General features: G+C 71.2%; 23 protein-coding genes. 13 read left to right on the top strand and 10 right to left on the bottom strand.

Annotated features, from left to right (window positions below; genetic code table 11):
- Positions 1-45 precede the first annotated feature (45 nt).
- Entirely contained in the window at positions 46-639 is a 594-nt protein-coding gene (locus ATK36_RS01740) for an HdeD family acid-resistance protein (RefSeq protein ID WP_098509522.1), read from the bottom strand.
- An 84-nt stretch (positions 640-723) separates the two neighbouring features.
- Positions 724-1,845, bottom strand: coding sequence for a cytochrome P450 (locus ATK36_RS01745; RefSeq protein WP_098510264.1), 1,122 nt, complete (start codon positions 1,843-1,845; stop codon positions 724-726).
- A 428-nt stretch (positions 1,846-2,273) separates the two neighbouring features.
- On the opposite strand from ATK36_RS01745, the gene ATK36_RS01750 reads away from it, so the two are divergent.
- Positions 2,274-3,344: a TetR/AcrR family transcriptional regulator gene (locus ATK36_RS01750; protein ID WP_098509523.1), complete on the top strand. Its 1,071-nt coding sequence runs from the start codon at positions 2,274-2,276 to the stop codon at positions 3,342-3,344.
- Positions 3,345-4,002: 658 nt separating this feature from the next.
- Here ATK36_RS01750 and ATK36_RS01760 read toward each other — a convergent pair.
- A complete protein-coding gene (locus ATK36_RS01760) occupies positions 4,003-5,205 on the bottom strand; it encodes an MFS transporter (protein ID WP_170069542.1) in 1,203 nt (400 codons plus the stop codon).
- Between the two features lie 453 nt (positions 5,206-5,658).
- Positions 5,659-6,300, bottom strand: a complete 642-nt coding sequence (locus ATK36_RS01765; protein WP_245914170.1) for a GntR family transcriptional regulator — start codon at positions 6,298-6,300, stop codon at positions 5,659-5,661.
- 142 nt (positions 6,301-6,442) lie between these two features.
- Between ATK36_RS01765 and ATK36_RS01770 the strand changes: the two genes are divergently transcribed.
- The 5 genes from ATK36_RS01770 to ATK36_RS01790 are packed head-to-tail and all read left to right on the top strand — an operon-like array spanning position 6,443 to position 10,583.
- Positions 6,443-7,351, top strand: a complete 909-nt coding sequence (locus tag ATK36_RS01770) for a dihydrodipicolinate synthase family protein (RefSeq protein WP_098509526.1) — start codon at positions 6,443-6,445, stop codon at positions 7,349-7,351.
- Between the two features lie 3 nt (positions 7,352-7,354).
- Positions 7,355-8,356, top strand: coding sequence for a proline racemase family protein (locus tag ATK36_RS01775; protein WP_098509527.1), 1,002 nt, complete (start codon positions 7,355-7,357; stop codon positions 8,354-8,356).
- The gene (locus ATK36_RS01780; protein ID WP_170069543.1) at positions 8,353-9,255 is read left to right on the top strand and encodes an ornithine cyclodeaminase family protein; all 903 of its coding nucleotides are present in this window, start codon (positions 8,353-8,355) and stop codon (positions 9,253-9,255) included. The genes ATK36_RS01775 and ATK36_RS01780 overlap by 4 nt, the downstream gene beginning before the upstream one ends.
- Positions 9,252-9,923, top strand: a complete 672-nt coding sequence (locus ATK36_RS01785; protein WP_245914171.1) for a GntR family transcriptional regulator — start codon at positions 9,252-9,254, stop codon at positions 9,921-9,923. The genes ATK36_RS01780 and ATK36_RS01785 overlap by 4 nt, the downstream gene beginning before the upstream one ends.
- A gap of 33 nt (positions 9,924-9,956) precedes the next feature.
- Complete coding sequence (locus ATK36_RS01790; RefSeq protein WP_098509529.1) at positions 9,957-10,583, top strand: class I SAM-dependent DNA methyltransferase; 627 nt, start codon at positions 9,957-9,959, stop codon at positions 10,581-10,583.
- Between the two features lie 219 nt (positions 10,584-10,802).
- On the opposite strand, the gene ATK36_RS01795 is transcribed toward ATK36_RS01790, so the two are convergent.
- Positions 10,803-11,081 carry an antitoxin gene (locus ATK36_RS01795; protein WP_098509530.1) on the bottom strand — a complete coding sequence of 93 codons (279 nt, stop codon included), beginning with the start codon at positions 11,079-11,081 and terminating at the stop codon, positions 10,803-10,805.
- A 218-nt stretch (positions 11,082-11,299) separates the two neighbouring features.
- Between ATK36_RS01795 and ATK36_RS01800 the strand changes: the two genes are divergently transcribed.
- Together ATK36_RS01800 and eno are read left to right on the top strand one after the other, a co-directional pair.
- A complete protein-coding gene (locus ATK36_RS01800; RefSeq protein ID WP_098509531.1) occupies positions 11,300-12,394 on the top strand; it encodes a CaiB/BaiF CoA transferase family protein in 1,095 nt (364 codons plus the stop codon).
- A 577-nt stretch (positions 12,395-12,971) separates the two neighbouring features.
- Entirely contained in the window at positions 12,972-14,252 is a 1,281-nt protein-coding gene (gene eno / locus ATK36_RS01805; RefSeq protein ID WP_098509532.1) for a phosphopyruvate hydratase, read from the top strand.
- Between the two features lie 42 nt (positions 14,253-14,294).
- Here eno and ATK36_RS31905 read toward each other — a convergent pair whose 3' ends face one another.
- The gene (locus tag ATK36_RS31905; protein WP_170069544.1) at positions 14,295-14,438 is read right to left on the bottom strand and encodes a hypothetical protein; all 144 of its coding nucleotides are present in this window, start codon (positions 14,436-14,438) and stop codon (positions 14,295-14,297) included.
- A 274-nt stretch (positions 14,439-14,712) separates the two neighbouring features.
- Positions 14,713-15,498, bottom strand: coding sequence for a S1 family peptidase (locus tag ATK36_RS01810; RefSeq protein WP_098509533.1), 786 nt, complete (start codon positions 15,496-15,498; stop codon positions 14,713-14,715).
- Between the two features lie 402 nt (positions 15,499-15,900).
- On the opposite strand from ATK36_RS01810, the gene ATK36_RS01815 reads away from it, so the two are divergent.
- Complete coding sequence (locus tag ATK36_RS01815) at positions 15,901-16,689, top strand: thioesterase family protein (RefSeq protein WP_098509534.1); 789 nt, start codon at positions 15,901-15,903, stop codon at positions 16,687-16,689.
- Positions 16,690-17,121: 432 nt separating this feature from the next.
- Here ATK36_RS01815 and ATK36_RS01820 read toward each other — a convergent pair whose 3' ends face one another.
- Positions 17,122-18,054 carry a LysR family transcriptional regulator gene (locus tag ATK36_RS01820; protein ID WP_098510267.1) on the bottom strand — a complete coding sequence of 311 codons (933 nt, stop codon included), beginning with the start codon at positions 18,052-18,054 and terminating at the stop codon, positions 17,122-17,124.
- 118 nt (positions 18,055-18,172) lie between these two features.
- Between ATK36_RS01820 and ATK36_RS01825 the strand changes: the two genes are divergently transcribed.
- From ATK36_RS01825 to ATK36_RS01835, 3 genes are read left to right on the top strand one after another with little or no spacing between them, the layout of a single operon-like run.
- The gene (locus tag ATK36_RS01825) at positions 18,173-19,441 is read left to right on the top strand and encodes an aromatic ring-hydroxylating oxygenase subunit alpha (protein WP_245914174.1); all 1,269 of its coding nucleotides are present in this window, start codon (positions 18,173-18,175) and stop codon (positions 19,439-19,441) included.
- Positions 19,438-20,490 (top strand): FAD-binding oxidoreductase, encoded by a 1,053-nt coding sequence (locus ATK36_RS01830; protein ID WP_098509536.1) that lies wholly within the window; start codon positions 19,438-19,440, stop codon positions 20,488-20,490. Before ATK36_RS01825 ends, ATK36_RS01830 begins: the two co-directional genes overlap by 4 nt.
- Positions 20,491-20,511: 21 nt before the next feature.
- The gene (locus tag ATK36_RS01835; protein WP_098509537.1) at positions 20,512-22,545 is read left to right on the top strand and encodes an oxidoreductase; all 2,034 of its coding nucleotides are present in this window, start codon (positions 20,512-20,514) and stop codon (positions 22,543-22,545) included.
- A 35-nt stretch (positions 22,546-22,580) separates the two neighbouring features.
- Here ATK36_RS01835 and ATK36_RS01840 read toward each other — a convergent pair whose 3' ends face one another.
- Positions 22,581-23,357, bottom strand: a complete 777-nt coding sequence (locus ATK36_RS01840; protein WP_098509538.1) for a GntR family transcriptional regulator — start codon at positions 23,355-23,357, stop codon at positions 22,581-22,583.
- A gap of 95 nt (positions 23,358-23,452) precedes the next feature.
- Between ATK36_RS01840 and ATK36_RS01845 the strand changes: the two genes are divergently transcribed.
- On the top strand, positions 23,453-24,520 hold the full coding sequence (locus ATK36_RS01845; protein WP_098509539.1) for a YeiH family protein: 1,068 nt from the start codon (positions 23,453-23,455) through the stop codon (positions 24,518-24,520).
- Here ATK36_RS01845 and ATK36_RS01850 read toward each other — a convergent pair whose 3' ends face one another.
- Complete coding sequence (locus ATK36_RS01850; protein WP_098509540.1) at positions 24,521-24,778, bottom strand: hypothetical protein; 258 nt, start codon at positions 24,776-24,778, stop codon at positions 24,521-24,523. It lies immediately after the preceding gene.
- Between the last annotated feature and the right edge of the window lie 76 nt (positions 24,779-24,854).

The raw sequence follows: 24,854 nt of genomic DNA on the forward strand, positions 1-24,854 counted from the left end.
CCGATCCCTCCGCCGCCGGGCTGCTCGTCGCTTCCGATTGTCCTGCTACCGGGGCTCTTCCGCTGGCTCGGATTTCGCCAGCCGGCGCAGCCGGAAGGCCAGCACGACGAGGACGATCCCGTGCAGCAGCGCGTAGCAGCCGAGCAAGATCGCAATTCCGAACACCCCGGCGATCGGGTGCACCAGCACCAGCACCCCGGCGACCACGGCCACCAGCCCGGCCAAGATGAGGAAGGCCTCCCCGGTGATCTGCTTGCGCAGCCGGATCGCGGCCACGATCTCCGCGACGCCGGTGACCACCGCCCACACGCCGGCGAACGTCGCGAGCGCCAGCACCGTGAGCGCGGGCCAGACGAGCACGAGCACCCCGGCCGCGAGCCCGAGCAGCCCCAGCAATGCGTACGCGAGGCGGTGCGTGCCGTCGCCTGGCCGGAACGCCTGGACGATCGCGCCGAATCCGTCGACCAGAGCGTAGATGCCGAACAGCACCGCCATCGCCAGCACGGTGACGCCGGGCCAGGCGAGCGCGAATACACCGAACACCACGGCCAGCGCGCCGCGCGCGGCGACCAGCGGCCACGCCCGCCGGGGATCCAGCACGGCCAGGCCGAGAACGGGTGGAGTCTGGAATGCGGACATACGTACCTCCCGGGTATGCGCCGACCGGGGGCACGGTAACGCCGGGCGCGCGTTTCGGCCCGCGGGCCTCACCCGATCGGGGCGCTAGCCGGACACCTGCAGCGTGGCCAGCCGCCAGGTGCCCGGGTCCGGGGCCCGCCGCGCGTCGAGCGTGCGCAGCGTGGGGAACCGGTCGAACAACGCGGTGAGCGCGACCTCGATCTGGACACGGGCGAACGAGGCGCCGAGGCAGAAGTGCGGACCGAAGGCGAATCCGAGGTGCCCGCCCGCTGCCCGGCGCACGTCCAGCCGGTCCGGCTCAGGGAACACCCGCGGGTCCCGGTTCGCCGCCGCGATCGACACGGTCACCTGTTCGCCTTCGCGGACGGTGACGCCGTACAGCTCGACGTCCTGGGTCGCGCGTCGGGGAATGGTCAGCAGTTGCGAGCCACACCAGCGCATCAGCTCGTCCACCGCGTTCGGCCAGTGGTGTGGTCCGTCGCGGAGCACGGCCAGCTGATCGGGGTAGGTGATCAGCGCATCTACGGCATTGGCCAGGAAATTCGCCGGAGTCTGCCCGGCGAGCACGAGCTGCCAGACGAGGGCCACGGTCTCCTGGCCGGTCAGCCCCGCGTCCTCGGTGAGGTGGCGCAGCAGCTCGCTGTCCGGGTGCGCGACGAGGTCTCGTGCGCCGTCGATGATCCCGGGGACGGCGGTGGCGAATCCTTCGCCGGAGCCGCGGACCACGTTCGAGCCATACTCGTGCCAGTTCGGCCGGTCCGCCTCCGGGACGCCGACCAGTTCGCAGATCACCTCCATCGGCAACGGCTGCGCGAACGCGGTGATCAGGTCCACCGGCTCGTGCTCGGGCAGTGCGTCGAGCAGCCGGGCCACCACGCGGTCGATCCGAGGCCGGAACGCCAGCGCCCGCCGGGCAGCGAACGCCGGCGCGGTCAGCCGGCGGAGGCGGGCGTGTGGTTCGCCCTCCATTTCCTGCATGGTCCGCATATAGGGACGGCAGTGTTCGGGCACGTCGAGCGGCTGAAAAGTGCCTGCCCCGAGCGCGAACCGCGGATCGGTGAGCATCGCGCGCGCCTCGGCGTGCCGCGTCAGCACCCACACCGGGCCGAACCCCGGCCCGCTGAGCCGGGCCACCGGTCCCTGTCCCCGCGCGTGTCCGTAGGCGGTGAACGGATCGGTGATCACGGAGGGGTCGGCCAGGTCGATCTCGGGAACGTCCGGAGCGGGGCGCGAGGGCGTGGGGCCGGCCGAGCCGGTGGTGGACGTCGGGCGGGTCTCGGGGCTGGTGCTGCCGGGGTCGGGATCGGCGGGAAGAGCGGTCGCCGGGTCGGGTGAAGTCTTGGACGGCAGGTCTGAGCGGGGGGATTCCGAGGCTTGGTGCGTGGGGCCGGACGGCGTGGAGCCGGACTGCTCGGTGTCCTGGAACGGGGAGCTGGGGCGGGAGCCACCCGACGGTTCGGACGGTGCGGGTTCGGCAGGCCTGAAGTCAGCGGGCACGGGCAGCTCCGGGGAGTTCGGACCGGGTCATCCGGATGGGGGTGAGCAGACGTCCGGTCATTCAGATGGTCAATTCAGATGATCTCATCATATACATGTGAACGCTAGTCTGCCGCCGAGGAGATCGGAGGACCCAGATGGCCCGGCTGACCAGGGCGGAAACGCAGGAGCGCAACCGGGCGAAGGTGCTCGGCGCGGCGCGGGAGGAGTTCACCGAACGGGGGTTTCGGGAGGCGAAGATCGATGTGATCGCCCAGCGGGCGGAGCTGACGCGCGGGGCCGTCTACTCCAACTTCCCGGGTAAGCGCGCGCTGTACTTCGCCGTGCTCGCGGAGGAGGCGGAACGGTCCGCGGCCGAGCTGCCGGGGCCGTACCGTTCGCTCACCGCGGGGGACGTGCTGGGGGCGCTGGCCCGCACCTGGGTGGCGCGGCTGCCGCTGGCGTCCGACCCCGCCGCGCGGCTGGGGGTGGAGCTGCTCCCGGAGATCCTCGCCGACGAGCTGACCCACCGGCCCTACGCTCAGCTCCTGCGGTTCGACGCGATCGTGTTCGGCCTGGCCATGGAACGCCTGTCCCCGCCCGAACGGATGGGCGGGCGACTGGTCCGGGTGGCGGAGGCGGCGTTCACGCTGCTGCACGGCGCGAGCCAGCTCGCTGCCGCCGCGCCCGGCTTCGGGGAGCCGTTCAACGTGGTGCGCGCGTGCGAGGCGTTGCCGTCGCTGCGGTTCGAGGACAGCTGGCCGACGCCGCCGATCGTGCCGCAGGCGCGGGCCGCGGGGGAGGCGTGGGCGCCGCCGGAATCGTTCGACGCACTGCGCGCGCAGCCGGTCCGCCTCGACGGCGACGGGGTGGTGGCGGTGCTCGGCCTGCACCGGCTGTCCGCGATCGAGGAAGCCGTGCGCGCCGCGTTCACCACCGACGACGTGACGTTGGTCGTGGTCACCGGGCAGCCGGGTGAACTGGTGCCACTGGTCGCCCTCGTGCTCGCCGATCTGCGCGGCTTGCTCCGTCAGTCGTGCCCGGTAGACGCGTGGCCGCGGCTGCGGGTGGTGGTCGACGAGACCGGCGAGATCGCCGCCGCCGCCGGTGTCTCCGCGGTGAGCGACGCGACGGAAACCGCCATCCGGGTCGAATCGGGCCGGATCGTGGTCCGCGCCGAGGGTTTCGGCGCCTGCCATGCGGCGGCGACGGGAGGAAAGGTCGCCTGATCTGGGGATCGTGCCGAGCACTGCCGGGGGAAGGGATGTGCTGAGCCGTACGGGGGAAGGTCGTGCTGAGCCCTGCAGAGGGGAGACGTGTTGAGCCGTACTGGGGGACGGGACGTGCTGAGCCCCGCAGAGGAGAGACGTGTTGAGCCGTGCCTGGGGAGGGGCCCAGGGTCCCGGCAAGTTGGTCGAGGACCCGTGATCAGCAGAGTGAGCCGTGGCTGCTGCGTCATCCATCGACGGCGCCTGCCCTCTCGATCTATTGCGCCCGGCAGCGGGCGATGCGGAGGTGTTCGAGATGCGCGACCACCTCGTGGAGTGCGCCGGGCCTCTCTCGGGTCTGTGAAGGGCCCCTTCACGGACCTCCGCGGTCTGCGCAGGTCCCCTCACACCGACTTTGCCGACGCCCTGGGGAGGGCCGTGGTGAGACCTGTGGGGGACGGAATGTGCCGAGCCGTGCCGGTGGAAAGGATGTGCTGCGCCCTGCGCCTGCTGGAACTACTCGGCTTGGACCTTGGGTCCACAATGGAATATTCGATCCGGTAGCGGAACAATGGCGCCGGTGTCCGGATTCGGCACGGTGATCGTGTGTGGGAAACGACGCCAGCTGACGGGTGTACGGGAAACGTGTCCAGACAAAGGGAACTCGGGCAGGAAACGGTCAGTCCGCAGGCAGGTGCCGTCGGGAATGCCGGGCGATCACGGCCGTGCCGCCGAGTGCCAGTACGGCGAGGCAGCTCAGCAGCATCGGGTATCCGGCTACTCCGTTGAGTGCGGCCAGTAGTGACGGGAGCAGGAAACCGAGATAGGCCAGTGCATAGAAGATGCCGGTCAGCTCGGCGATTTCCGTCGGCTGGGCGAGTCGCTGCAGTTCCAGGAGGCCGGAAACGACCACGATGCCGTACGCGGTGCCGAGGACGAGAGCGGTCAGTAGTGCGAGCCAAGGTGAACGTTCTGCGGCCGCGGCGGCGCTCATTGCGAGTCCGGCGCACATCACGGTCATCCCGGTGAGGATTGCGCGGGCGCTGTTCGTCCGGTCCACGCGTTTCGCGATCGGCTGGATTCCGACGCCGGCACCGATGGCGCAGACCGTGAGCAGCGTCGAGTAGCAGAGGGACCATGAGCCGAGACGGTCGTGCACGAGCTGCGGCATGACGGCGTAAGCGATACCGCACGAGCCGAAAATCCATGGCGCGGACGGCACGATCACTCGCCGGAAACGGGGATGCCTTGTGGTGCCGGGCAGTCCGCGCCGTGCCGGCGTCTGAAGCGCGTCAAGGCGGAGGGTCTCCTTGCCGCGCGCGGCGAACGGCAGGGCGATCACGGTCAGTCCAATGTGGACGATATAGGGCAGGATCATCGGCAATGGTCCCCACTGGGCGAGTACCCCGGCGATCCCAGGGCCGGCGCCGAGTCCGAGCGTGAGACACAGCGCCGCGCGGCGGGTGCCGACGTCGGGGGTGGCCCGCGGGTCGAGGTCGGCCAGCTCCTTGATCCAGGTGGAGCCGACCGCCATCGCGACCGCGACCGCCACCCCGGTGAGGAACCGGCCGGCCGCGATCCACCCCGCCCCGAGCGGCCCGAGCGCAATCAGGGCGCTCGCCACCAGTGAGCACGCCGTGCCTGCGAGCATCACCGGCCGCCGTCCGAACCGGGTGGACAGGCCGCCGGACGCCAGCAGCGCGGGCACCAGGCCGAGCACGTACGCGCCGAGCAGCGCGTCGACGGTGAAGGCCGAGTAGCCCGCGGCCTGATACATCACCAGCAGCGGGGTGAACTGGTTACCGCCCCAGCCGCACACGAAGACCGCGGCGGCGGCTGGGAGCCAGGTTGTCCGGGTGGTTGGCGGAGTGGCTGTGATCATCGGTGGTGCACCTGGCCGAAGTGGGCGTGGAGTCGGGAGCGCGGCTCGCTTTCCGGCGTGGTGGTGGGGAGCCGGGTGACGCGTGGTGCCCCGGTGATCGTCGTCGACGGACCCGGTTCGGGCCGGTGCCGGAGTAACGGTGCGGGGCTTGGATTCCGGTGTGGTGGCTCAGGGCTGGGTTGTCCGGGTGGTCGGCTCATCGGCGGTGCACCTGGGTCAAGTGGGGGTCTGCGTGGCGGTCGCCCGAAGCAAGGTCGTTCAGCTGGGGGTGTCTGCCGGTCGTCCCTTGATGGCTGCGGAGTGGGCCTAACCGCCGAAACGAGTCCGTCTGAGTGCTGTGTGCTGGTTGTGGTCACCGGCGGTAGGCCCGGTTCAGGTGGGTGCGCGGGGAAATCCGCGCACCGCCGGTGGGGTCGCATTCCTGCGGTGGCCGTCGAAAACCAGGCCCGGCGGTCATCGGCGGTGTACCCGGTCCAAGTGCGCACGCAGTGCGGGGGCGAACGCACCGGCCTCGGTCTCGGCCGCGGTGATGATGCGCAGCAGGTGCTCGTGTTCCCCGACGATCTCCGGGAGTTGGCCGCGAATCGGGCTGAGGGCGTGTACGTTCATGCGCCGCTGGCGATCTGCGAGGGTGGCGTAGAAGTCCAGCAGCAGGGCGTTCCCGCCGGCGGCGACGATCGTGCGATGGAAGAGCTCGTCGGCCTCGGCGAAGGCGTGCAGGTCATCGGCTTCCGCGTGGCGCCGCTGGGTGTCAAGGACGCGGTGCAGCTCGGTGAGCGCGCCGGGAATCAGCTCCGGGCGGCGGGCCAGCCTGCGGACTGCGGACGTTTCCACGGCCTCCCGCGCGTCGAGCACGTCCTCGGCCTCGCCCGGGGGTACCGGGACCACCACGGCGCCCCGCTTGGGGATCAGGTTGAGCAGGCCTTCGACCTGCAGCCGCAGGAAGGCTTCGCGCACCGGGGTCCGGCTGACGCCGAGGCGCTCGGCGATCTCGCCCTCGCTGAACAGGTGCCCGCCGGGCAGTTCGCCGGTCAGGACGAGTTCCTTGGTCAGTGTGTAGGCGCGATCGGCGGCGGGCACGCGGGGTTCGGTCACGGCGGCGACGGTAGCATGCATCTCAGCTTGTATCTAAGCGGTGTGACCTGCTGCGCACGACGGGCATTCCGGTTCGGCTCTGTACAATGTCACATAACACATGGCACGATGGGCGCGCCGGACACCGTCCCAGGGAGGGCCCATGACAGACCGCGAAAAGCCATGGCACGGCGTGCTGGTGGCGACCGCGCTTCCGTTCCGGGAAGCCGCGAACGGCACGTTGGCACCGGACTTCGATACCTACAGTGAGCACGTCTCCTGGCTGGCGGCGAACGGCTGCCACGGCGTGACCCCGAACGGTTCCCTCGGCGAGTACCAGACGTTGACGCCGGAAGAACGCTCACGGGTGGTCCAGGTCGCGGTCGCCGCGGCGCCGGAGGGTTTCTCGGTGATGCCGGGTGTCGCGGCGTACGGGGCCGTGGAGGCGCGGCGCTGGGCCGAGGACGCGGCCGAGGCGGGCTGCTCCGCGGTGATGTTGTTGCCGCCCAACGCCTTTCGCGCGGACGACCGGTCGGTGGTGGCGCACTACCGGGAGGTCGCCAAGGCCGGATTGCCGATCGTGGCCTACAACAACCCGTTCGACACCAAGGTCGATCTCGTGCCCGAGCTGCTGGCCCAGCTGTACCACGAGGGCTTGATCGCGGGCGTGAAAGAGTTTTCCGGCGATGTCCGGCGCGCTTACCAGATCGCTGAGCTGGCGCCCGGGCTCGACGTGCTGTGCGGGGCCGACGACGTGGCGCTCGAACTGGCCACCGGCGGTGCGGTCGGCTGGGTTTCCGGGTACCCGAACGCGCTCCCGAAGGCGTCCATCGACCTGTGGGCAGCTGCGACGGCGGGTGACCTCGCCACTGCCTTGCCGCTCTACCGGTTGCTGCATCCGTTGCTGCGCTGGGATTCGAAGACCGAGTTCGTCCAGGCGATCAAGCTGAGCATGGATCTGGCCGGCCGGTACGGTGGGCCGTGCCGGCCGCCACGGGTGCCGTTGACCGCGGAGCAGGACAAGCTGGTGCGGGAGGCGACCATCCGGGCCCTCGAGGAAGGACTTTCCTAGACCATGCGGGCGAAACGGGTGTTCCACGCGGTCGATTCGCACACCGAGGGGATGCCCACCCGGGTGATCACCGGCGGGGTGGGCATGCTGCCCGGGGCGAGCATGGCCGAGCGGCGGCTGTACTTCATGAAGCATCTCGACCACCTGCGCACCCTGCTGATGGAGGAGCCCCGCGGGCATTCCGCGATGAGCGGCGCGATCCTGCAGCCGCCCACCCGTCCGGACGCCGACTGGGGCGTGCTGTTCATCGAGGTCTCCGGCTGCCTGCCGATGTGCGGGCACGGGACCATCGGCGTCGCCACGGTGCTGGTGGAGACCGGCATGGTGGAGGTTCGCGAGCCGGTCACCGAGATCCGATTGGACACCCCGGCCGGGCTGGTGCTCGCGCGGGTCGAGGTCGAGGACGGGGTGGCCCGGTCGGTGACGCTGCGCAACGTGGCCTCCTTCGCGGTCGGGCTGGATCGCGAGGTGGCCGTGCCCGGGCTCGGCACGGTGCGCTACGACCTCGCCTTCGGCGGGAACTTCTACGCCATTGTGGAGCTTGAACAGCTCGGGATCCCGTTCGACCGCGGGGAAAAGCAGCGGATGCTGACTGCCGCACTGTCCATTATGGATGCGGCGACCGAGCAGGACCGGCCGGTGCACCCGGAGGACCCGGAGATCGCCGGCTGCCACCACGTGTACCTCGCCGCCCCGGGGTCCACCGCCCGGCATTCCCGGCACGCGATGGCCATCCACCCCGGCTGGTTCGACCGGTCGCCGTGCGGCACCGGCACCAGCGCGCGGATGGCGCAGCTGCACGCGCGCGGGGAACTTCCGCTGCGGACGGATTTCCGCAACGAGTCGTTCCTCGGCACCGCGTTCACCGGCCGGTTGCTGGAGGAGACCACCGTGGCGGGCCGCCCCGCGGTGGTGCCCGCCATCACCGGACGCGCCTGGCTGACCGGGACCGCGCAGTACTTCCTTGATCCCGAAGACCCGTTCCCCGCAGGATTCCGGCTGTGAAGCTCCTCGATGCCGAACCGACGGTGGACCTGGCCATCGACGCCCTGCGCGCGGCGTTGCTCGGCGGACTCGACCCGGACGCCGATCCGGCCCGGTCGGTGGTCGGGGTACCGGCCGGGCAGCTGCTGCTCATGCCCGCCTCATGGGCCGGGTTCACCGGGGTCAAGGTGGCCTCGGTCGCGCCGGGCAACCCGGCCCGGGGGCTGCCCCGCATCCAGGGGCATTACCTGCTGCTCGACGGTGCGACGCTGAGCCCGCTGGCGCTGCTGGACGGGGTCGCGATCACGTCGGTGCGCACCGCGGCGGTGTCCGCCGTCGCGGCCGGAGCGCTGGCCGAACCCGACGCCTCCCGGCTCGTGGTCTTCGGCACCGGCCCGCAGGCGCACAGTCACGTCGCCGCGTTGCGCGCCGTGCGGCCGGTGCGGGAACTGGTCGTGGTCGGCCGGGATCCGGCGCGGACGCAGGACTTCGCGGACAAGTACGGCGAGCTGTCCGCTCGGGCCGGCACGCCCGCCGACGTCGCCGACGCCGATCTCGTCGCCTGCTGCACCACTGCGCGGACCCCGTTGTTCGACGGCGCGCTGCTGCCGGAACACGCCACGGTCGTCGCCGTCGGTTCGCACGAACCGGATGCCCGCGAGGTCGACGACACCACGGCCCGGCGTGCCACGGTGGTCGTCGAGACGACCGCCGCCGCGCTGCGGGAGGCCGGTGACGTGGTGCAGGCCGTGCGATCCGGGGCGCTCGCCGAGCCGGATCTGGTCCCGCTCGCCGAACTGGTCCGCGGGCGGGCGCACGCGACGGGCGGTCCCCGGTTGTTCAAGAGCGTGGGGATGGCGTGGGAGGATCTCGTGGTCGCCGCGGCCACCTACCAGGCCGCGCTCGGGGAGGGATCGTGACCGAGGAACAGCCGCCGCTGGTCCTGCCGTCGTTCGGGGTGCCGCGCAACCTCCGCGAGCGGATCACCGAGACGCTGCGCGCGGCGGTGATCTCCGGCGAGCTGCGGCCCGGGGCGGTGCACTCCGCGCCGCACCTGGCCGCGCAGTTCGGCGTTTCGGCCACCCCGGTCCGCGAGGCCATGCTCGACCTGGTCAAGGAAGGCCTGGTGGACACGGTGCGCAACAAGGGTTTCCGGGTCACCGAACCGTCCGAAAAGGACCTGGACGACCTCAGCGAGCTGCGTGCGCTGATCGAGGTGCCCACGGTCCGCAGGCTCGCCGAGACCGGGGTGGACCCGCAGGTGCTGGCCCGGCTGCGCCCGCTGGCCGCCGGGATCGAACGCGCGGCCGTCGAGCACGACCTGATCGCGCATGTCGCCACGGACATGCAGTTCCACCTGATGCTGCTGGCCGAGGCGGGCAATCCGCAGCTGGTCGAGGTGGTCCGCTCGCTGCGTGCCCGGTCCCGGATCTACGGACTGCGCCGGCTGGCCGAGCGTTCGGAGCTGGTGCCCTCCTCTGCCGAGCATGCCCAGCTGCTGGACCTGCTGGAAGCCCGCGACGCGGACGGTGCGGAGGCCCTGATGGATCGCCACATCCGGCATGTGCGCGGGATCTGGGCGGGATAACGTGATCCCCTCCGGCGACGAGGGGAGACCAGGATGAGCGGAACCGATCCGGCGGAAGTGTTCGACGCGATCGGCGCGGACTACGAGGCGGCGTTCGGCCTGCGGCCGGTGGCCGAACGCGCGGTGCGGGGCCTGCTGGCGGCGCTGCCGGCCGGTGCGCGCGTGCTCGACCTGGGCAGTGGTACCGGCCGCCCGGTCGCCGCGGACCTCGCCGCGGCGGGTCACCGGGTGACCGGCCTCGACGTATCCGGGGAGATGGTCCGGATCGCCCGCGCCCAGGTCCCGGACGCCGAGTTCGTGCAAGCGGACGTGCGGTACTGGGAGACCGGCCCGGAGAGCTGGGACGCGGTCTGCGCGTTCTTCTCGTTCCTGCAGATGTCCCGCGCGGACACCGAAGCGGTGCTGGCTCGCGTCGCGGGCTGGCTGGCACCCGGCGGGCTTCTGGCCTTGGCGACCGTTCCGGCCGACGTCGAAGATCTGCCGATCGAGTTCCTCGGCCACCGCATGGTCGTGACGAGCTACTCCGCCGAGGCGCTGGCGGACCGGGTTCGCGTGGCCGGGTTCGAGGTGCTCGAGACGCACCGGGAGACCTTCGCGCCGGACAAGCCGGGTGCCGAGCCGGAGGAGCACCTGCTGATCAGCGCGCGCAAACCCGGCTGAGCCGGGCGCTGCCTCTGGCCCTGCCCCACGGCGCCTCTCCGCTTCCGCGAGCCCAGGCTGTGAAGGGTCCCTTCACAGACTCAGAGTCCGTGAAGGGCCCCTTCACAGACCTTGGCCGACCGCAGACGGTGGCAGCCGGGGTGCGGCCGTCGTCCAGCATCGGCAGAGTGTCCTTTATGGACAGTTCGGGTCAGGCGGGTGGGGCCACCACCGGCGTCCTTACTGCTGCTGTCCGTCGCCGAATTGCTGTTCCTGGCCACCGGGTTGCGGACCACCGGGCTGCTGCCCGGCCTCGGGTTGCCCGCCGCCTTCGGGCTGGTCCCCGCCGCCGAAGTGCTCCTTCAGTTTGTCCGCACCCTGGCGGATCTGGTCGCCGTGGCCGCCGCCGGTCTTCTCGTCGGCGAAATCGGCGGCCTTGTCGATGCCCTCGCCGGTCTTGTCCTTGTTGCCGCCCGTGAATTCCTGGAGTTTTTCCTTGGCCTGGTCGAAAAAGCTCATGTCGCACTCCTTTGCCGAGTCGTGCCCCTCGCGGTCTGGATACCAGCCGGGTACCCCCGGGGCACGGTGGCCAGACGCCGGGGTCCCCGATTCGGGTGAGGGGTGCCGTGGTCCGGGCCGGACACGCCCCACCTGTGGGTTACCCGGCCGGAAGGCCGGCTGCGGCCCGTTCTCGGTTAGCGTGGGCGGGTATCCGACGCTGAGCACGAGGAGGACACGTGGCGGGACCGCTGGACGGGCTGAAGGTCGTGGAGCTGGCGGGGCTCGGACCGGCCCCGCACGCGTGCCTGGTGCTCGCCGACCTCGGGGCGGACGTCGTGCGGGTGGAACGCCCGTCCGGATCGCTCAACCTCACCGGCGACCGGCCCGACCCGATGCTGCGTGGGCGCCGTTCGGTGGCGGTGGACCTGAAGGCACCCGAGGGCCGCGACCTCGTGCTCCGGCTGGCGGGCAAGGCGGACGTGCTCATCGAAGGGCTGCGGCCGGGCGTCGTCGAGCGGCTCGGGGTCGGGCCCGAAGAGTGCCGGGAGCGCAACCCGCGCCTGGTCTACGGCCGGATGACCGGCTGGGGTCAGCACGGGCCGCTGGCGCAGCGGGCCGGGCACGACATCAACTACCTCGGTCTCACCGGCGTATTGCACGCGATCGGTCGTGCGGGGGAGCGGCCGGTGCCGCCGCTGAACCTCGTCGGTGACTTCGGCGGCGGTTCGATGTTCCTGCTCACCGGGGTGCTCTCGGCGTTGTGGGAACGGGAGCGCACCGGCCTGGGCCAGGTCGTCGACGCGGCGATGGTGGACGGCGCGGGCGTGCTGGCGCAGATGTTCTGGGCGTTGCGCGGGGTCGGCTTGTGGTCCGACGAACGCGGGACCAACCTTCTCGACGGCGGCGCTCCGTTCTACGACACCTACGTCTGCGCAGACGGTCGTTACGTCGCGGTCGGTGCGCTGGAGCCGCAGTTCTACACCGCACTGCTGGCTGGGCTCGACCTCACCGACGCAGGGCTCCCCGCGCAGCTGGACCGCGAAGGCTGGCCCGCGGTGCGCGCGGTCTTCACGCGCGCCTTCCTCTCCCGGACCCGCGACGAATGGGCCGCCCACTTCGCCGATGTCGACGCCTGTGTCACGCCGGTGCTCGCGCCGGACGAGGTCGCTGCGCACCCGCACATCGCGGCTCGTTCCGGGCTGATCGAGCTGGACGGCGTCGTCCAGCCCGCCCCGGCGCCGCGGTTTTCCCGCACCCCGGCGGACATTCCGTCTCCGCCGCCGGTCCCGGGTGGCGATCTCGCCGCGGTGCTGGCCGGCTGGGCGCTCTGATCAGCCGTACAGGCGCACGGGCAGGGTGAGGGTGCCCGTTGGTGATGAAGGACGGCAGCAGGGGCAATTCCCCGGCCGGGCAGGCCAGTGTCAGCTCCGGGAACCGGGCGAACAGCGCGGGCAACGCGATCTCCGCCTCCATCCGGGCCAGCGGAGCCCCGATGCGGTAGTGCACGCCGTGCCCGAAGGCCAGTGGTGTCTTGTCCTGCCGGGCCAAGTCGAACAGGCTCGCGTCCGGGCCGTAGTGCTGCTCGTCGCGTCCGGCCTGAGCCAGCGACGCGATGATCGGGTCACCAGCGCGGAAGGGCGGGACGGCGTGATCCATCGGCACTCCTCGCGGACCCGAACCTGAGCGCGCCGTCCGACGTCGTGATGAACCGTGGCTGTCCGGGGCGCGAAGTCGCCTGTTTCCGGGGATGGTCACGCAGGATCGATTCAGTCGGGCAAGCGCAGGATCGATTCAGCAAAGCTCTGCTAGCCTCGCTGCGAATGTGCGGCTCACCGTGGTGCCGCCTGCTGCCGCAGTGCCCACGGTCCGTTTCACAGAGCGCTCCGGCCGAATCTCCCGAGGAGCGCAATGACAAGCATCGTCCTGGTCAAGGGCCGCGAAGTGCTCGACAGCCGCGGTAACCCGACGGTCGAGGTGGACGTGGTCCTGGCGGATGGGTCGACCGGCCGGGCGGCCGTGCCCTCGGGTGCTTCGACCGGTACCCGCGAAGCGGTGGAGCTGCGGGACGGGGACCGGCGGAGATACCACGGCAAGGGCGTGCGCAAGGCGGTCGAAGCCGTCAACGGCGCACTCGCCGAGGCGGTCACCGGGCTCGACGCCGAGGCGCAGGGCGACGTGGACCGGGCGATGATCCAGCTCGACGGCACCCCGAACAAGGCGCGGCTGGGCGCGAACGCGACGCTCGGCGTCTCCCTCGCGGTCGCGAAGGCGGCCGCCGCGGCGGGTTCCCTGCCGCTGTACCGCTATCTCGGCGGCGTCTATGCGCACCTGCTGCCGATGCCGATGATGAACATCGTCAACGGCGGCGCGCACGCGGACAACCCGATCGACTTCCAGGAGTTCATGATCGGCCCGGTCGGCGCCTCGACGTTCGCCGAGGCCGTGCGGATGGGCTCGGAGGTCTTCCACACCCTGCGCGCCTCGCTGCGCGAGGCCGGGCACAACACGAACGTCGGCGACGAGGGCGGATTCGCCCCGCACCTCGGCTCGGCCGACGAGGCGCTGGAGTTCGTGGTCCGCGCGATCGAGGAGACCGGGTACACCCCTGGCGAGGACATCGCGCTGCTGCTGGACCCGGCGGCCTCGGAGTTCTACCGCGACGGCGTGTACGACTACACCGGCGAAGGCCGCAAGCGCAGCGTGGAGGAGCACGTCGCCTACCTGACCGAGCTGACCACGCGGTTCCCGATCGTGTCCATTGAGGACGGTCTGGCGCAGGACGACTACCCCGGCTGGAAGCAGCTGACCGACGGCATCGGCGACCGCGTGCAGCTCGTCGGCGACGATCTGTTCTGCACCAACGTGGACATCCTGCGCGACGGGATCGAACGCGGGATCGCGAACTCGATCCTGATCAAGGTCAACCAGATCGGCACGCTCACCGAGACGCTCGCCGCGGTGGACACCGCGCACAAGGCGGGCTACTCCGCGGTGCTCTCGCACCGCTCGGGCGAGACCGAGGACACCACGATCGCCGATCTCGCGGTGGCCACCGGATGCGGGCAGATCAAGACCGGCTCGTTGTCCCGCTCCGACCGCACGGCGAAGTACAACCAGCTGCTGCGCATCGAGGAGGAACTGGGTACCGAGGCTCGTTACGCGGGCCGGGACACCTTGCCGCGTCAGTGATCCACCGTGGCGGCCCGGGCCGGCCGGGCCGCCACCTTCGGGTCACCGGCGCAGCCTCGCGACGAGGGCCGCGGCCGCCGTGCAAGCGGCGCTGACCCACAGTGCCGCCTTCGCATCGGTGGCGGCACCGGACAGCAGGACCGTCGCCCGCGGCAGCCTCGCCGCGGGGACAGCCGCTGTGGGCATCGTCGCCGACCAACCGCTGCCGACCAACCGCTGCCGACCAACCGCTGCCGACCAACCGCTGCCGACCCCAACCGCTGCCGACCCCAACCGCTGCCGACCAACCGCGGTACACCGCCGTTCCCGGCCATGGACCGCACCGGGCGCACGCCGCACCGAGCAGCGTCGGGTCCCGTCAGTCCGCCGCCCGGCGGGAAGCCCGGGCGGCTGGCGTTGTTCCGCCTCCGGGGAAGTCATGCCGCCGGCCTACCCGGCTCCCGGCGTCCTCCGCGCGCGATCACCCGGAAAGACGCGATGACCCGGAAAGGCCGGCGTGCGCCGCGATGTCGTCGGCGAAGGCCGTGACCCTCGTGTAGACCCCGGGTTTGCCGGGCTTTCCGCAGCCGTCGCCGTAGGAGACCAAGCCGATCAGGGTGTCGCCGACGACCAGGGGGCCGCCGGAGTCGCCTTGGCAGGCGTCGGCCCCGCCTTCCGGGTAGCCGGCGCACAGCATGCTCGCCGGGTTGAAGTCGGAGTAGCCCTCGTGGCAGGTGGCATTTTCGGCGACCGGGACCCCAACGGAGCGCAGGGAGTTGGAACGCTCGCCGCCCGAGGCGAGGCGGCCCCAGCCGAGGACGGTCGCCTGGGTGCCCGCGGGGTGCTCGGCGGGATCGCGGGCCAGATCGACCGGGGAATAGGGCAGGCGCCCGCGGACGGTGAGCACCGCGACGTCGGAACCTTCTTGCACCGTCCGGAAATCCGGATGCCGCCAGCCCTGCGTGACGCCGAGTACGACCCCGCCCGGCTCCCGCTTGTCCTCCCGCCCGGCGACCACCCTGGTCTCGCTCGCGGGCACGTCCGCGAGGCAGTGCGCGGCGGTGGCGACCGCGGTCGGGCTGACGATCACGCCGCCGCAGTATTGGGTGCCCTGGTTGTCGATCAGGTACACCGCATAGGGATGCGCGGCGAGGGAAGCCCTGGCCCCGCCCGCGATCTCCGGCTGGGCGGAGGCGGACGGGCAGAACGCGGTGAGCACGGCCGTCGCGAGGACTCCCGCGGCGAGCGGCGCGAACCGTGATGACATCGGGGTTCCCCTCGTCGGCGGGCCGGGATCGCAGTCACTTTAGCCGCCCGGCGGCCGGGTGAAGATCACCGAACCGGGTGGAACCGGAGGAGGCCGCGGCCGGTAGGGCCGACGGCGGGATGGGGGGCGGCGGGGCGGAGACCCGCCGGTCTCGCGGGAGTCCGCTTTGCCCGGTCCTGGCGGTGGCGTCAAGTCCGCAATGGACAGACGAAGGGGAGACTCGTCCGCTGTCACTGTCCCTTCGCCGAAGCGCGATTCCCGGGCGCGACCGGTTCCGTGATCCCGCCTGAACCGAACGATCCGGCCGTGCGGGAGCAGGGGTGGCGTGGCTCTCAGTGCCGGGAACGGAACGACTTGGACCAGCTAGGTTGCCGGAGCAGACTTGCCCGGCGAGGAGGGGCCTTGACCACTACGACGTTCTCCGTGGTGACCGGTGTCAAACAGCGTACGGCCGGCACGTTCGAAGTCGATCTCAGTGCGGCGTGGACGGTCGGCGGGCGGCCGAACGGCGGCTACCTGCTCGCGACGATCGCGCGGGCGGCAGGGGTCGTCGCCGGGCAGCCGGACGTGCTCGCGGCGAGTGCGCACTACCTGCGGTCGCCCTCGCCCGGACCGGCCGAAGTGGTGATCGAGCCGATGCGCAGCGGGCGCACCGTCAGCCAGGTGCGCGGCCGCCTCGAACGGGACGGCGTGGCACAGGCCGAGGCCCTGTTCACCTTCGGCTCGCTCAGCGCGGACACGCCGTACTGGCAGGACGGCCTGCCGGATCCGCGGCTTGAGGTGCCCGGCGGGGAACGGGTGCCGTCGGAGGGGCCGGGCGGGATCCCGGTGGCGATCATGGACGAGATCGATCTCCGGACCGACCAGCCGGTGGGCCGGGTGCACACCGGCCGCGGCGAAATCCGGGGCTGGCTCGGCCTGCCCGCGGACGAACCGTTCGATCCGATCAGCCTGCTGTTCGCCATCGACGCGCTGCCGCCGGCCACCCTGGACATCACGAACACGGGCTGGGTGCCGACGCTCGAACTGACCGCCTACGTGCGGGCCCGCCCGGCCCCCGGCCCGGTGCGCGTCCTGCACCGCGCGCACCTGATCGGCGGCGGCCGGGTCGACGAGTCTTGCCACGTGTGGGACCGCACCGGCAAGCTGGTCGCCCAGGCCACGCAGCTGGCCGGGATCCGGCTCGGCTGACCGGTTCCCCGGCAGGCGGCGGATTCGACGTGGGCAGCCGGTGCCTCCGAAAAGGTCGCCGCAGCGTGGCATGACGGTCGTGCCGATGATCAGGTCGGCGCGAGTGTGATTCCGACGGTCCTGCGTCGCCACGCGGAGACGGTGGTCCGGACGTAGGAACCGGCCAGGGTGTCGGCAAAGTCGGTGTGCAGGGCCCTGCGCCGACCGTGGAGGTCCGTGAAGGGCCCCTTCACGGACCCGAAACCGGTCCGGCGCACACACCGCGAGGTGGTCGCGTATCTCGAACACCTCCGCATCGCCTGCTGCCGGGCGTGATCGACGAAGAGGGCAGGCGCCGTCGATGATGACGCGGCAGCCAGGGCTCTCTCTGCTGATCACGGGTCCTCGACCGACTTTGCCGGAACCCGGTAGGAACCGGTCTCGCGCGCTGTCTCAGGTTTCCTTCTCCGGCAACGGTTTCGTCGCCCGCAGGCGGGCGACGTCGGCGAGTGCGGCGAGCGCGGTGGCGATCGCGGGCTGCCTGCGGCTGCCGCGCCGGACGGCGGTCAGGACGTGCCGCGCCGGGGTCGGGTCCCCGCCGAGGGGGACGCGGGCGATCCGGTCGCCGGCCGGGATGCGGGCCAGGCGGGGGATGAGGGCGACGCCGAGGCCGGCGCCCACGAGGGCGGCGGCGGTGTCCCACTCCGAGGATTCGTGGGCGACCGAGGGGGTGAAACCCGCGTTGGCGCACGCGGTCAGCACGAGTCCGTGATGGGTCCGCCCCGGCCGGTCCATGATCCACGGTTCGCGCGCGGCCTCGCTGAGCAGCACGGAGCCGCGGCCCACGAGGGCGTGCTCGGCGGGGACCAGGAGATCGAGCGGATCCTCCAGCAGCGATTGCTGGTCGAACCGGGTGTCGGTGCGGGGCGGCAGCGCGGCGGTCGCCACGACGACGGCCAGATCGGCTTGCTGGGCCAGCAGCAGTTCGAAGCACTCCTCCGGATCGGCCTCGATGATCCGGACTGTACATTGTGGATGGACATCGCGGACTTTCGCGACCACGTAAGGCAAAAGCGCGGAAGCGGCGGTGGAGAACCCGCACAGCCGCAGCGACCTGATCTGGTCCGGATCGGTGTCGCCGAGTTCGCCGCGGATCTCTTCCCAGAGCGTGTACAGCTCGGCGGCGCGCGCCAGCAGCGTCTGGGCGGATTCGGTGAGCCGGACGCCACGGCCGTCCTGGGCCAGCAGCGGGACGCCGAGTTCCCCGGCCAGGGAGCGCAGCTGAGCCGACACCGCCGACGGCGAGAACTTCAGCGCTTCCGCGGCGGCGGTCACCGTGCCGCAGGCGGCAACCACGCGGAGCACGTTCAGCCGTCTATCGATCATGCGCTCATTGTGCATGGTCCTCTGCACCAACACGAGATTTTCCTGCTGCGGATCCCGGGCCACACTTCAAGAACACGTTCCCGGCGGTTCCGGAGCGTCCGCATCCGAGGAGGTAATCGTGACCGTATCGGCCGAACCGGCGAGCGACCGCTGCGCGACCGCCGGACTCGTGGCCCGCCGGAAGCGGGGGCGGGCGCTGGAGGCGCCGTTCTACACCGGCGAGGAATTCTTCGCCCTCGATCTGGCCGCGATCTTCGCCGCGCACTGGATCTTCGTGGCGACCGAGGCGGAGGTCCCCGAACCGGGTGACTACGTGACCGTCGACCTCGGGCGGTACTCCGTCATCCTGCTGCGTGACGACGACGAGCAGGTGCGCGCGTTCCACAACGTCTGCCGCCACCGTGGTGCCCGGATCCTGTCCGACGCCGCGGGATCGACCGGAAATCTGGTGTGCGGGTACCACCAATGGACGTACGCGACGGACGGCGCGTTGCTGCATGCGGGGCAGCAGGCTCCGGATTTCGAGAAGAGCTGCTGGGGTTTGAAACGGGTCGGACTGCGCTCCGTCGAAGGGCTGCTGTTCCTGTGCCTGGCCCCTGAACCGCCCGCCGATTTCGAGGAGGTCGCCGAGCAGGTTCGGCCCTATCTTGCCGCACACCGGCTGCGCCACACCAAGGTCGCCGCCCAGGTGGATCTGGTCGAGCACGCCAACTGGAAGCTGGTGATGGAGAACAACCGCGAGTGCTACCACTGCGAGGCCGGGCATCCCGAGCTGACGTGCACATTCTTTCCGACCTACGGGTACCGGCCGGACGAGATCCCGGACCGGCTGCTGCCCGCGCACCGCCGCTATCTCGACGCTTCGGCCGAGCTGGCGCGCGAGTGCGATCGGCGCGGCATGCCGTACGAGCCGATCGAGGAACTTTCCGGCCGTCCCACGGCGTTCCGGGTGCAGCGCGAGGCCCTGGACGGCGCCGGTGAGTCCTACACCCGCGACGGCCGCGCCGCCTCGCGCAAGCTGCTCGGCGAGCTGGACACGCCCCGGCTGGGCCGGTTGTCCGTGCACTATCAGCCCAATTCGTGGTTCCACTTCCTCGGCGACCACGCCGTCACGTTCTCCGTGCTGCCGCTCGCGGTGGATCGGACCCTCGTCCGCACGACCTGGCTGGTGCATGCCGACGCCGTCGAAGGAACCGACTACGACTTGGAAACGCTCACCGACGTCTGGCGCCGGACGAACGCCCAGGACGGCGCGCTGGTCGCCCGGGCGCAGGCCGGTGTCCGCGATCCGGCCTACGAACCCGGGCCGTACGCGCCGACCGAGAGCCATGTGGAGGAATTCGTCACCTGGTACATCGAGCGCCTGAAGGAGCACCAGAACCGATGACCTCGCCCACTGTCGCGCCGGAGATCAGCCCGGCCGAAGCCCCGGACGAACAGCTCACCTGCACCGAGATCGTCGATGTCACCCACGACGTCAAGACGTTCGTCTTCGAGCCCGCCGTAGCGGCGCTGTCCTTCCAGCCCGGCCAGTTCCTGACGTTCCGTTTCCTCCTCGAAGGCGAGCGAGTGGAACGCTGCTACACGATCTCGTCCCCGTCGACCCGTCCGGAACGGCCGGCGATCACGGTCAAGCGTGTTCCCGGCGGCGTGGTCTCGAACTGGCTGCACGACCACCTGCGACCGGGTGACGTGCTCGGTGCGTCCGGCCCGTTCGGGCAGTTCAGCTTCGCGCAGCACGCCGCGGACAAGTACCTGTTCCTGACCGCGGGCAGCGGGATCACCCCGGCGATGTCCATGGTGCGCACCCTGCGCGAGACCGGCGATCCGGCCGGCGTCGTGTTCCTGCATTCCGCACGGACGCCCGGCGACATCGTTTTCCGCGCCGAACTCGAAGCCCTGGCCGAGGAACCCGGTGTTTCGGTCGTCATCCTGTGTGGGCGCGATTCCCCGGGTGAGCAGTGGCGTGGTCACCGTGGCCGGCTCACCCTGCCGGTGCTGGCGGCAGCGGCGCCGGATCTGGCGGGCCGGGAGATCTTCACCTGCGGGCCGCCGCCGTACCTGGCCGCGGTGCGGGAACTGCTCGTCCAGGCCGGTGCCGAACCGGGCCGTTGTCACGTGGAGTCTTTCGTGTTCGGCGCGGCCGCTCCGGCCATTCCGGCGCAGACGGGCCCGGCACACCGCGTCGAATTCCGGCGCAGCGGCCGGGTGATCGAGTGCGATCCGGGCACGACCGTGCTGGCCGCGGCAGCGAGTGCGGGGCTGACCCTGCCCTCCTCATGCGGGGAAGGCGTGTGCGGCACCTGCAAGCTCACCCTCCTCGGCGGCCGGGTGGATCTCCGCCACGCCGGCGGGATCCGGCCGCGGGAAATCGCCGCGGGTCGGATCCTCGCCTGCTGCGCCACCCCCGTCGAGGACCTGACGATCGATGCCTGACCCGAGCCCCTTGGAGCTGCGATGACCGTCCCGGACCCGCTGATGAGCTCGTTCACCCTCAAGGGGCTGACCCTGCGCAACCGCATCGTCAGCACCTCGCACGAGCCCGCCTACAGCGAGGACGGGCTGCCCGGGGACCGATACCGGGCCTATCACGTGGAAAAGGCGCGGGGCGGAGCGGGGCTGACCATGATCGGCGGCAGCGCGCTGGTCAGCCGCGACAGCACGCCCGCGTTCGGCAACCTCCAGCTCTGGAAGGACGAAGCGGAGCCACTGCTGCGCCGCCTGGCCGACGAAGTGCACGAACACGGCGCCGCGGTGATGACCCAGCTGACCCATCTGGGCCACCGGACGAGCAACTACGCGGGGGAGTGGCTCTCCGCGGTCTCGGTCGGCGCCGTCCGCGAACCCGCGCACCGGGCGTTCGCCAAGGCGGCGGAACAGTGGGATCTCGATCGGGTGCGCCAGGATTTCGTGGACGTCGCCCAGCGGTGCCGGGCGGCCGGTCTGGACGGCATCGAGCTGATGGCCTACGGGCATTTCCTGGACGCGTTCTGGACCCCGTTCTGGAACGCCAGGGACGACGAGTATGGGGGTTCATACGAGAACCGGATGCGCTATCCCCTGGAGGTGATCCGTGCGGTCCGGGCGGCGGTGGGGCCGGATTTCGTGGTCGGGGTGCGGATGAGCTTCGACGAACAGCGTCCCGGGGGCGTCGAGCCGGACGAGGCGCTGCGCATCGCGGGGGACCTGACCGAGGCCGGGATCGACTTCTTCAGCCTGATCCGGGGCTCGATCGGCACCGACGCCGAACTCGGCCGGGTGATCCCGCCGATGCACACCCCGGCCGCGCCGCACCTGGAATTCGCCGGGCAGATCAAGCGGAAGCTCGCCGTGCCGGTGATGCACGCGGCGCGCATCGCGGACGTGGAGACCGCGCGGTACGCGATCGCCGAAGGACTGCTCGATCTCGTCGGCATGACCCGCGCGCTGATCGCCGATCCCGAGCTGCCCGCCAAGGTCCGGCAGGGGCAAACCGCCCGGATCCGCCCCTGCGTCGGCGCGGGCATGTGCATCGACGGCATCTACCAGTCCGGTGCCGCGTACTGCATCCACAACCCGTCGACCGGGCGTGAACTCGAACTGCCCCATCGCATCGACCGTGCCACGGTCGTTCAGCGCGTCGCCGTCATCGGTGCGGGTCCCGCGGGGTTGGAGGCCGCCCGGGTGCTGGCCGAGCGTGGCCACGAAGCCCGGCTCTACGAGGCGGGCGACCAGGTCGGCGGGCAACTGCTGCTGGCTTCCCGATCGCCTCGCCGCCGCGATCTTCGCGGCATCGTCGACTGGCGGCTGGACGAACTCGCCCGCCTCGGGGTCCCGATCTCGCTCAACACCTACGTCGAGGCGGCCACGCTGCGGGACGAGGATTGGGACGTCGTCATCGTCGCCACCGGCGGCACCCCGGCCGCGCCCCGCGTGCCTGGTGCGGACCTGGTGCTCGACACCTGGGACGTGCTGGGCGGGACACACCGTCCGCAAGGCCGGGTGATGGTCTACGACGATCACGGCGGCAACCAGGCACTGGACGCGGCGGAAGCGCTGATCCGCGGCGGCGCGCGGGTCGAGATCGTCACTCCGGAGCGGTCGGTCTCGCCGGACGTCGGGGCGATCACAGCGTCCACCTACTTCACTGCGCTGGCCGAAGCGGCGGTGCCGATCACCGTGCTGCGGCGGCTGCACGGAGTCCGCCGCGCCGAGGGCGGCCTGGCGGTGGAACTCGGCGTGGACGGTACTGAATTCCGCGAGTACCGCAGCGTCGACTGGGTGGTCGCGGAGATGGGCACCGACCCGGTCCGGGAGGTCTACGACGAGCTGACCGGCCGGTCGGTGAACCTGGGCGCCGTGGACCTCGGCGGGCTGCTCGCCTTGCAGGCCCAGTCGGTGGTGCGGAACCCGGAGGGTGCCTGGCGGCTCTTCCGGATCGGCGACGCCGTGGCGAGCCGGAACGTCCACGCGGCGATGCTGGACGCGGCGCGCCTCTGCCGGGCCATCTGAAGACCCGTCCTGAGTCCTTAAAGGACAGACGGCGATCAGCCGAGCGCGGCCGGCTGCCGGGTGCCGATCAGCCGGTACCCGGTCCGTCCGGAGAACTCCGCGGTGAGCGCGAACCGGTCCCCGCGGACCAGGGTGTGGCGCCATTCCACCGGGGTGCCGCCGCTGGTGCCGAGGCGGCAGATGGAGAACGCGGCCGACGCGGGGTCGCAGCCGAGCAGGGCGCGTTCGGCGGGGCTGGGCACGATCGCGCGGATCTGTTCTTCGCCGTGGTCCAGCCGGATCCCCGCACGGCGGTGCAGCTCGCCGTACAGGCTGGTGCGCTGGAAATCGGCGTCCAGCAGAGGACGGGCGATCGCCGCGGGCAGCCACACCCGGTCCACGGCGAGCGGATCGTTGCCGGCCAGTCGGAGCCGTTCCAGGTACAGCAGGGGAGTGGAGCCTTCCAGCGAAAGGCGTTCCGCCACCACGGCGTCCGCGCGGATGTCCAGCGTGCGCACGATGCTGTTCTGCGCCAGCCCGGCGGCTTCGACCGCGGCGAAGAGGCTGTAGAGCGCCCCGAGTGGCTGCACGATCTCGGCCGCTTCGGCGACCCGCGGCTGCCGTCCGCGTTCGGCGACGATGGTCCCGTCCGCGCGCAGTTCGCGCAGGGCCTGCCGGACGGTCTGGCGGCTGACGCCGTACTCCTCGGCCAGCGCCAGTTCCCCAGGGAAGGTGTGGTCGAACTCGCCCGCGCGGATCCGGTCGAGCAGCCGTTCCCGCAGCTGCCGCCACAGCGGCCGTCCGCCGTCGCGGTCCAGCCCGCCTTCGCTCATGGCACCTCCTCCGCCTGCGGGAACACTACCGTCCGACCCCGGTTGTCAAATGTACGTACATATCCTACGGTAAATGTACGTACATTGGAGGTGTCATGACGGCGGACGGGGCCGCGTTCGGCCGGGCGAGGATCGCCGCAGCGCCGGATTGGCTGGCGAAGCTCGGGGGAAAAGTTCCGGGGCTCGCGGTCGCCGTGCTGATCGCTGCGGTGGCGACAGCGGGCGGGAAACTCGTTCCGGTCGTCGGTGGGCCGGTGCTGGCGATCCTTCTGGGCGCGCTCGCTGGAGTTGCTGTGCCGGGCTTGCGCGCAGTGGGGCTCAGCCCCGGGTACGCCTTCGCGTCGCGGGCTGTGCTGCAGCTGTCGATCGTGGTCCTGGGTACGGGTTTGTCGTTGCAGCAGGTCGTTCAGGTCGGCGGGGAGTCGTTGCCGGTCATGCTCGGCACGCTCGCGGTCGCGCTCGGCGGTGCGTGGCTGCTCGGCCGTCTGCTCGGCGTACGCGGGGACACGCAGACGCTGATCGGGGTGGGCACCGGAATCTGCGGCGCGTCCGCGATCGCTGCGACGAGCGCCGTACTCAAGCCGAAGGAAGCCGACGTCGCGTACGCGCTGGGCACGATCTTTACCTTCAACGTGGCCGCAGTACTGCTCTTCCCGCCGCTGGGACACTTGATGGGGATGTCGTCGCATGCGTTCGGGCTGTGGGCCGGTACGGCGGTGAATGACACTTCGTCCGTCGTCGCGGCTTCGTACGCGTACGGCGGCGACGCCGGGTCGTACGGCATCGTCGTGAAGCTCACGCGGACACTCACGCTGATCCCGATCGTCCTCGTACTCGCTCTCCTCGCAGCGCGCCGCGACGCGCGGTCCGGCCGGATGTCGTTGCGTACCTTGCCCTGGCACCGGCTGGTGCCGCCGTTCCTGATCGGTTTCCTCGTCGCCGCCGGGCTGGACAGCGCCGGGCTGATCCCCGCTTCGTGGCACGAACCGCTGTCGACCGCGGGGACGTTCATGATCACCACGGCGCTGGCCGGGATCGGGCTTTCCCTCAAGCCCGCCGATCTGCGTGCCGCCGGGCACCGGCCGTTGCTGATGGGCGCGCTGCTGTGGGTCGCGGTCGCCGCTTCGAGCCTCGGCCTGCAGGCGCTGACCGGCGCACTCTGATCAGCGGACGCGCGGGTTGCGCTTGCGCCGGCGGCGAGCCGACAACGCCGACACCAGCCGGGGCAGCGCGCTCTGCCGGGTCACGAAGACGATCGGGGCATCGGGCTCCTCCGCCGGGGTGGCCGCGCGCTCGCGCAGGGCACGCAGACCCGCGGCGAACTCGGCCGGGTCACCGCCCACGTCGGGGTGATGTTCGCGCACGAATGCGCGGTAGGCCGCCCGATCCTCCTCGGACCAGGCCCGCCGGTCGTCCTCCATGCCCTGCCTCCCTCCCGGCCAGGATAAGGGCGCCTGCGGTTGACTCCGGAATGATCTGGGTAGTTCCGGGTTTGCC

Source organism: Amycolatopsis sulphurea (genome assembly GCF_002564045.1).
Lineage (GTDB): Bacteria > Actinomycetota > Actinomycetes > Mycobacteriales > Pseudonocardiaceae > Amycolatopsis > Amycolatopsis sulphurea.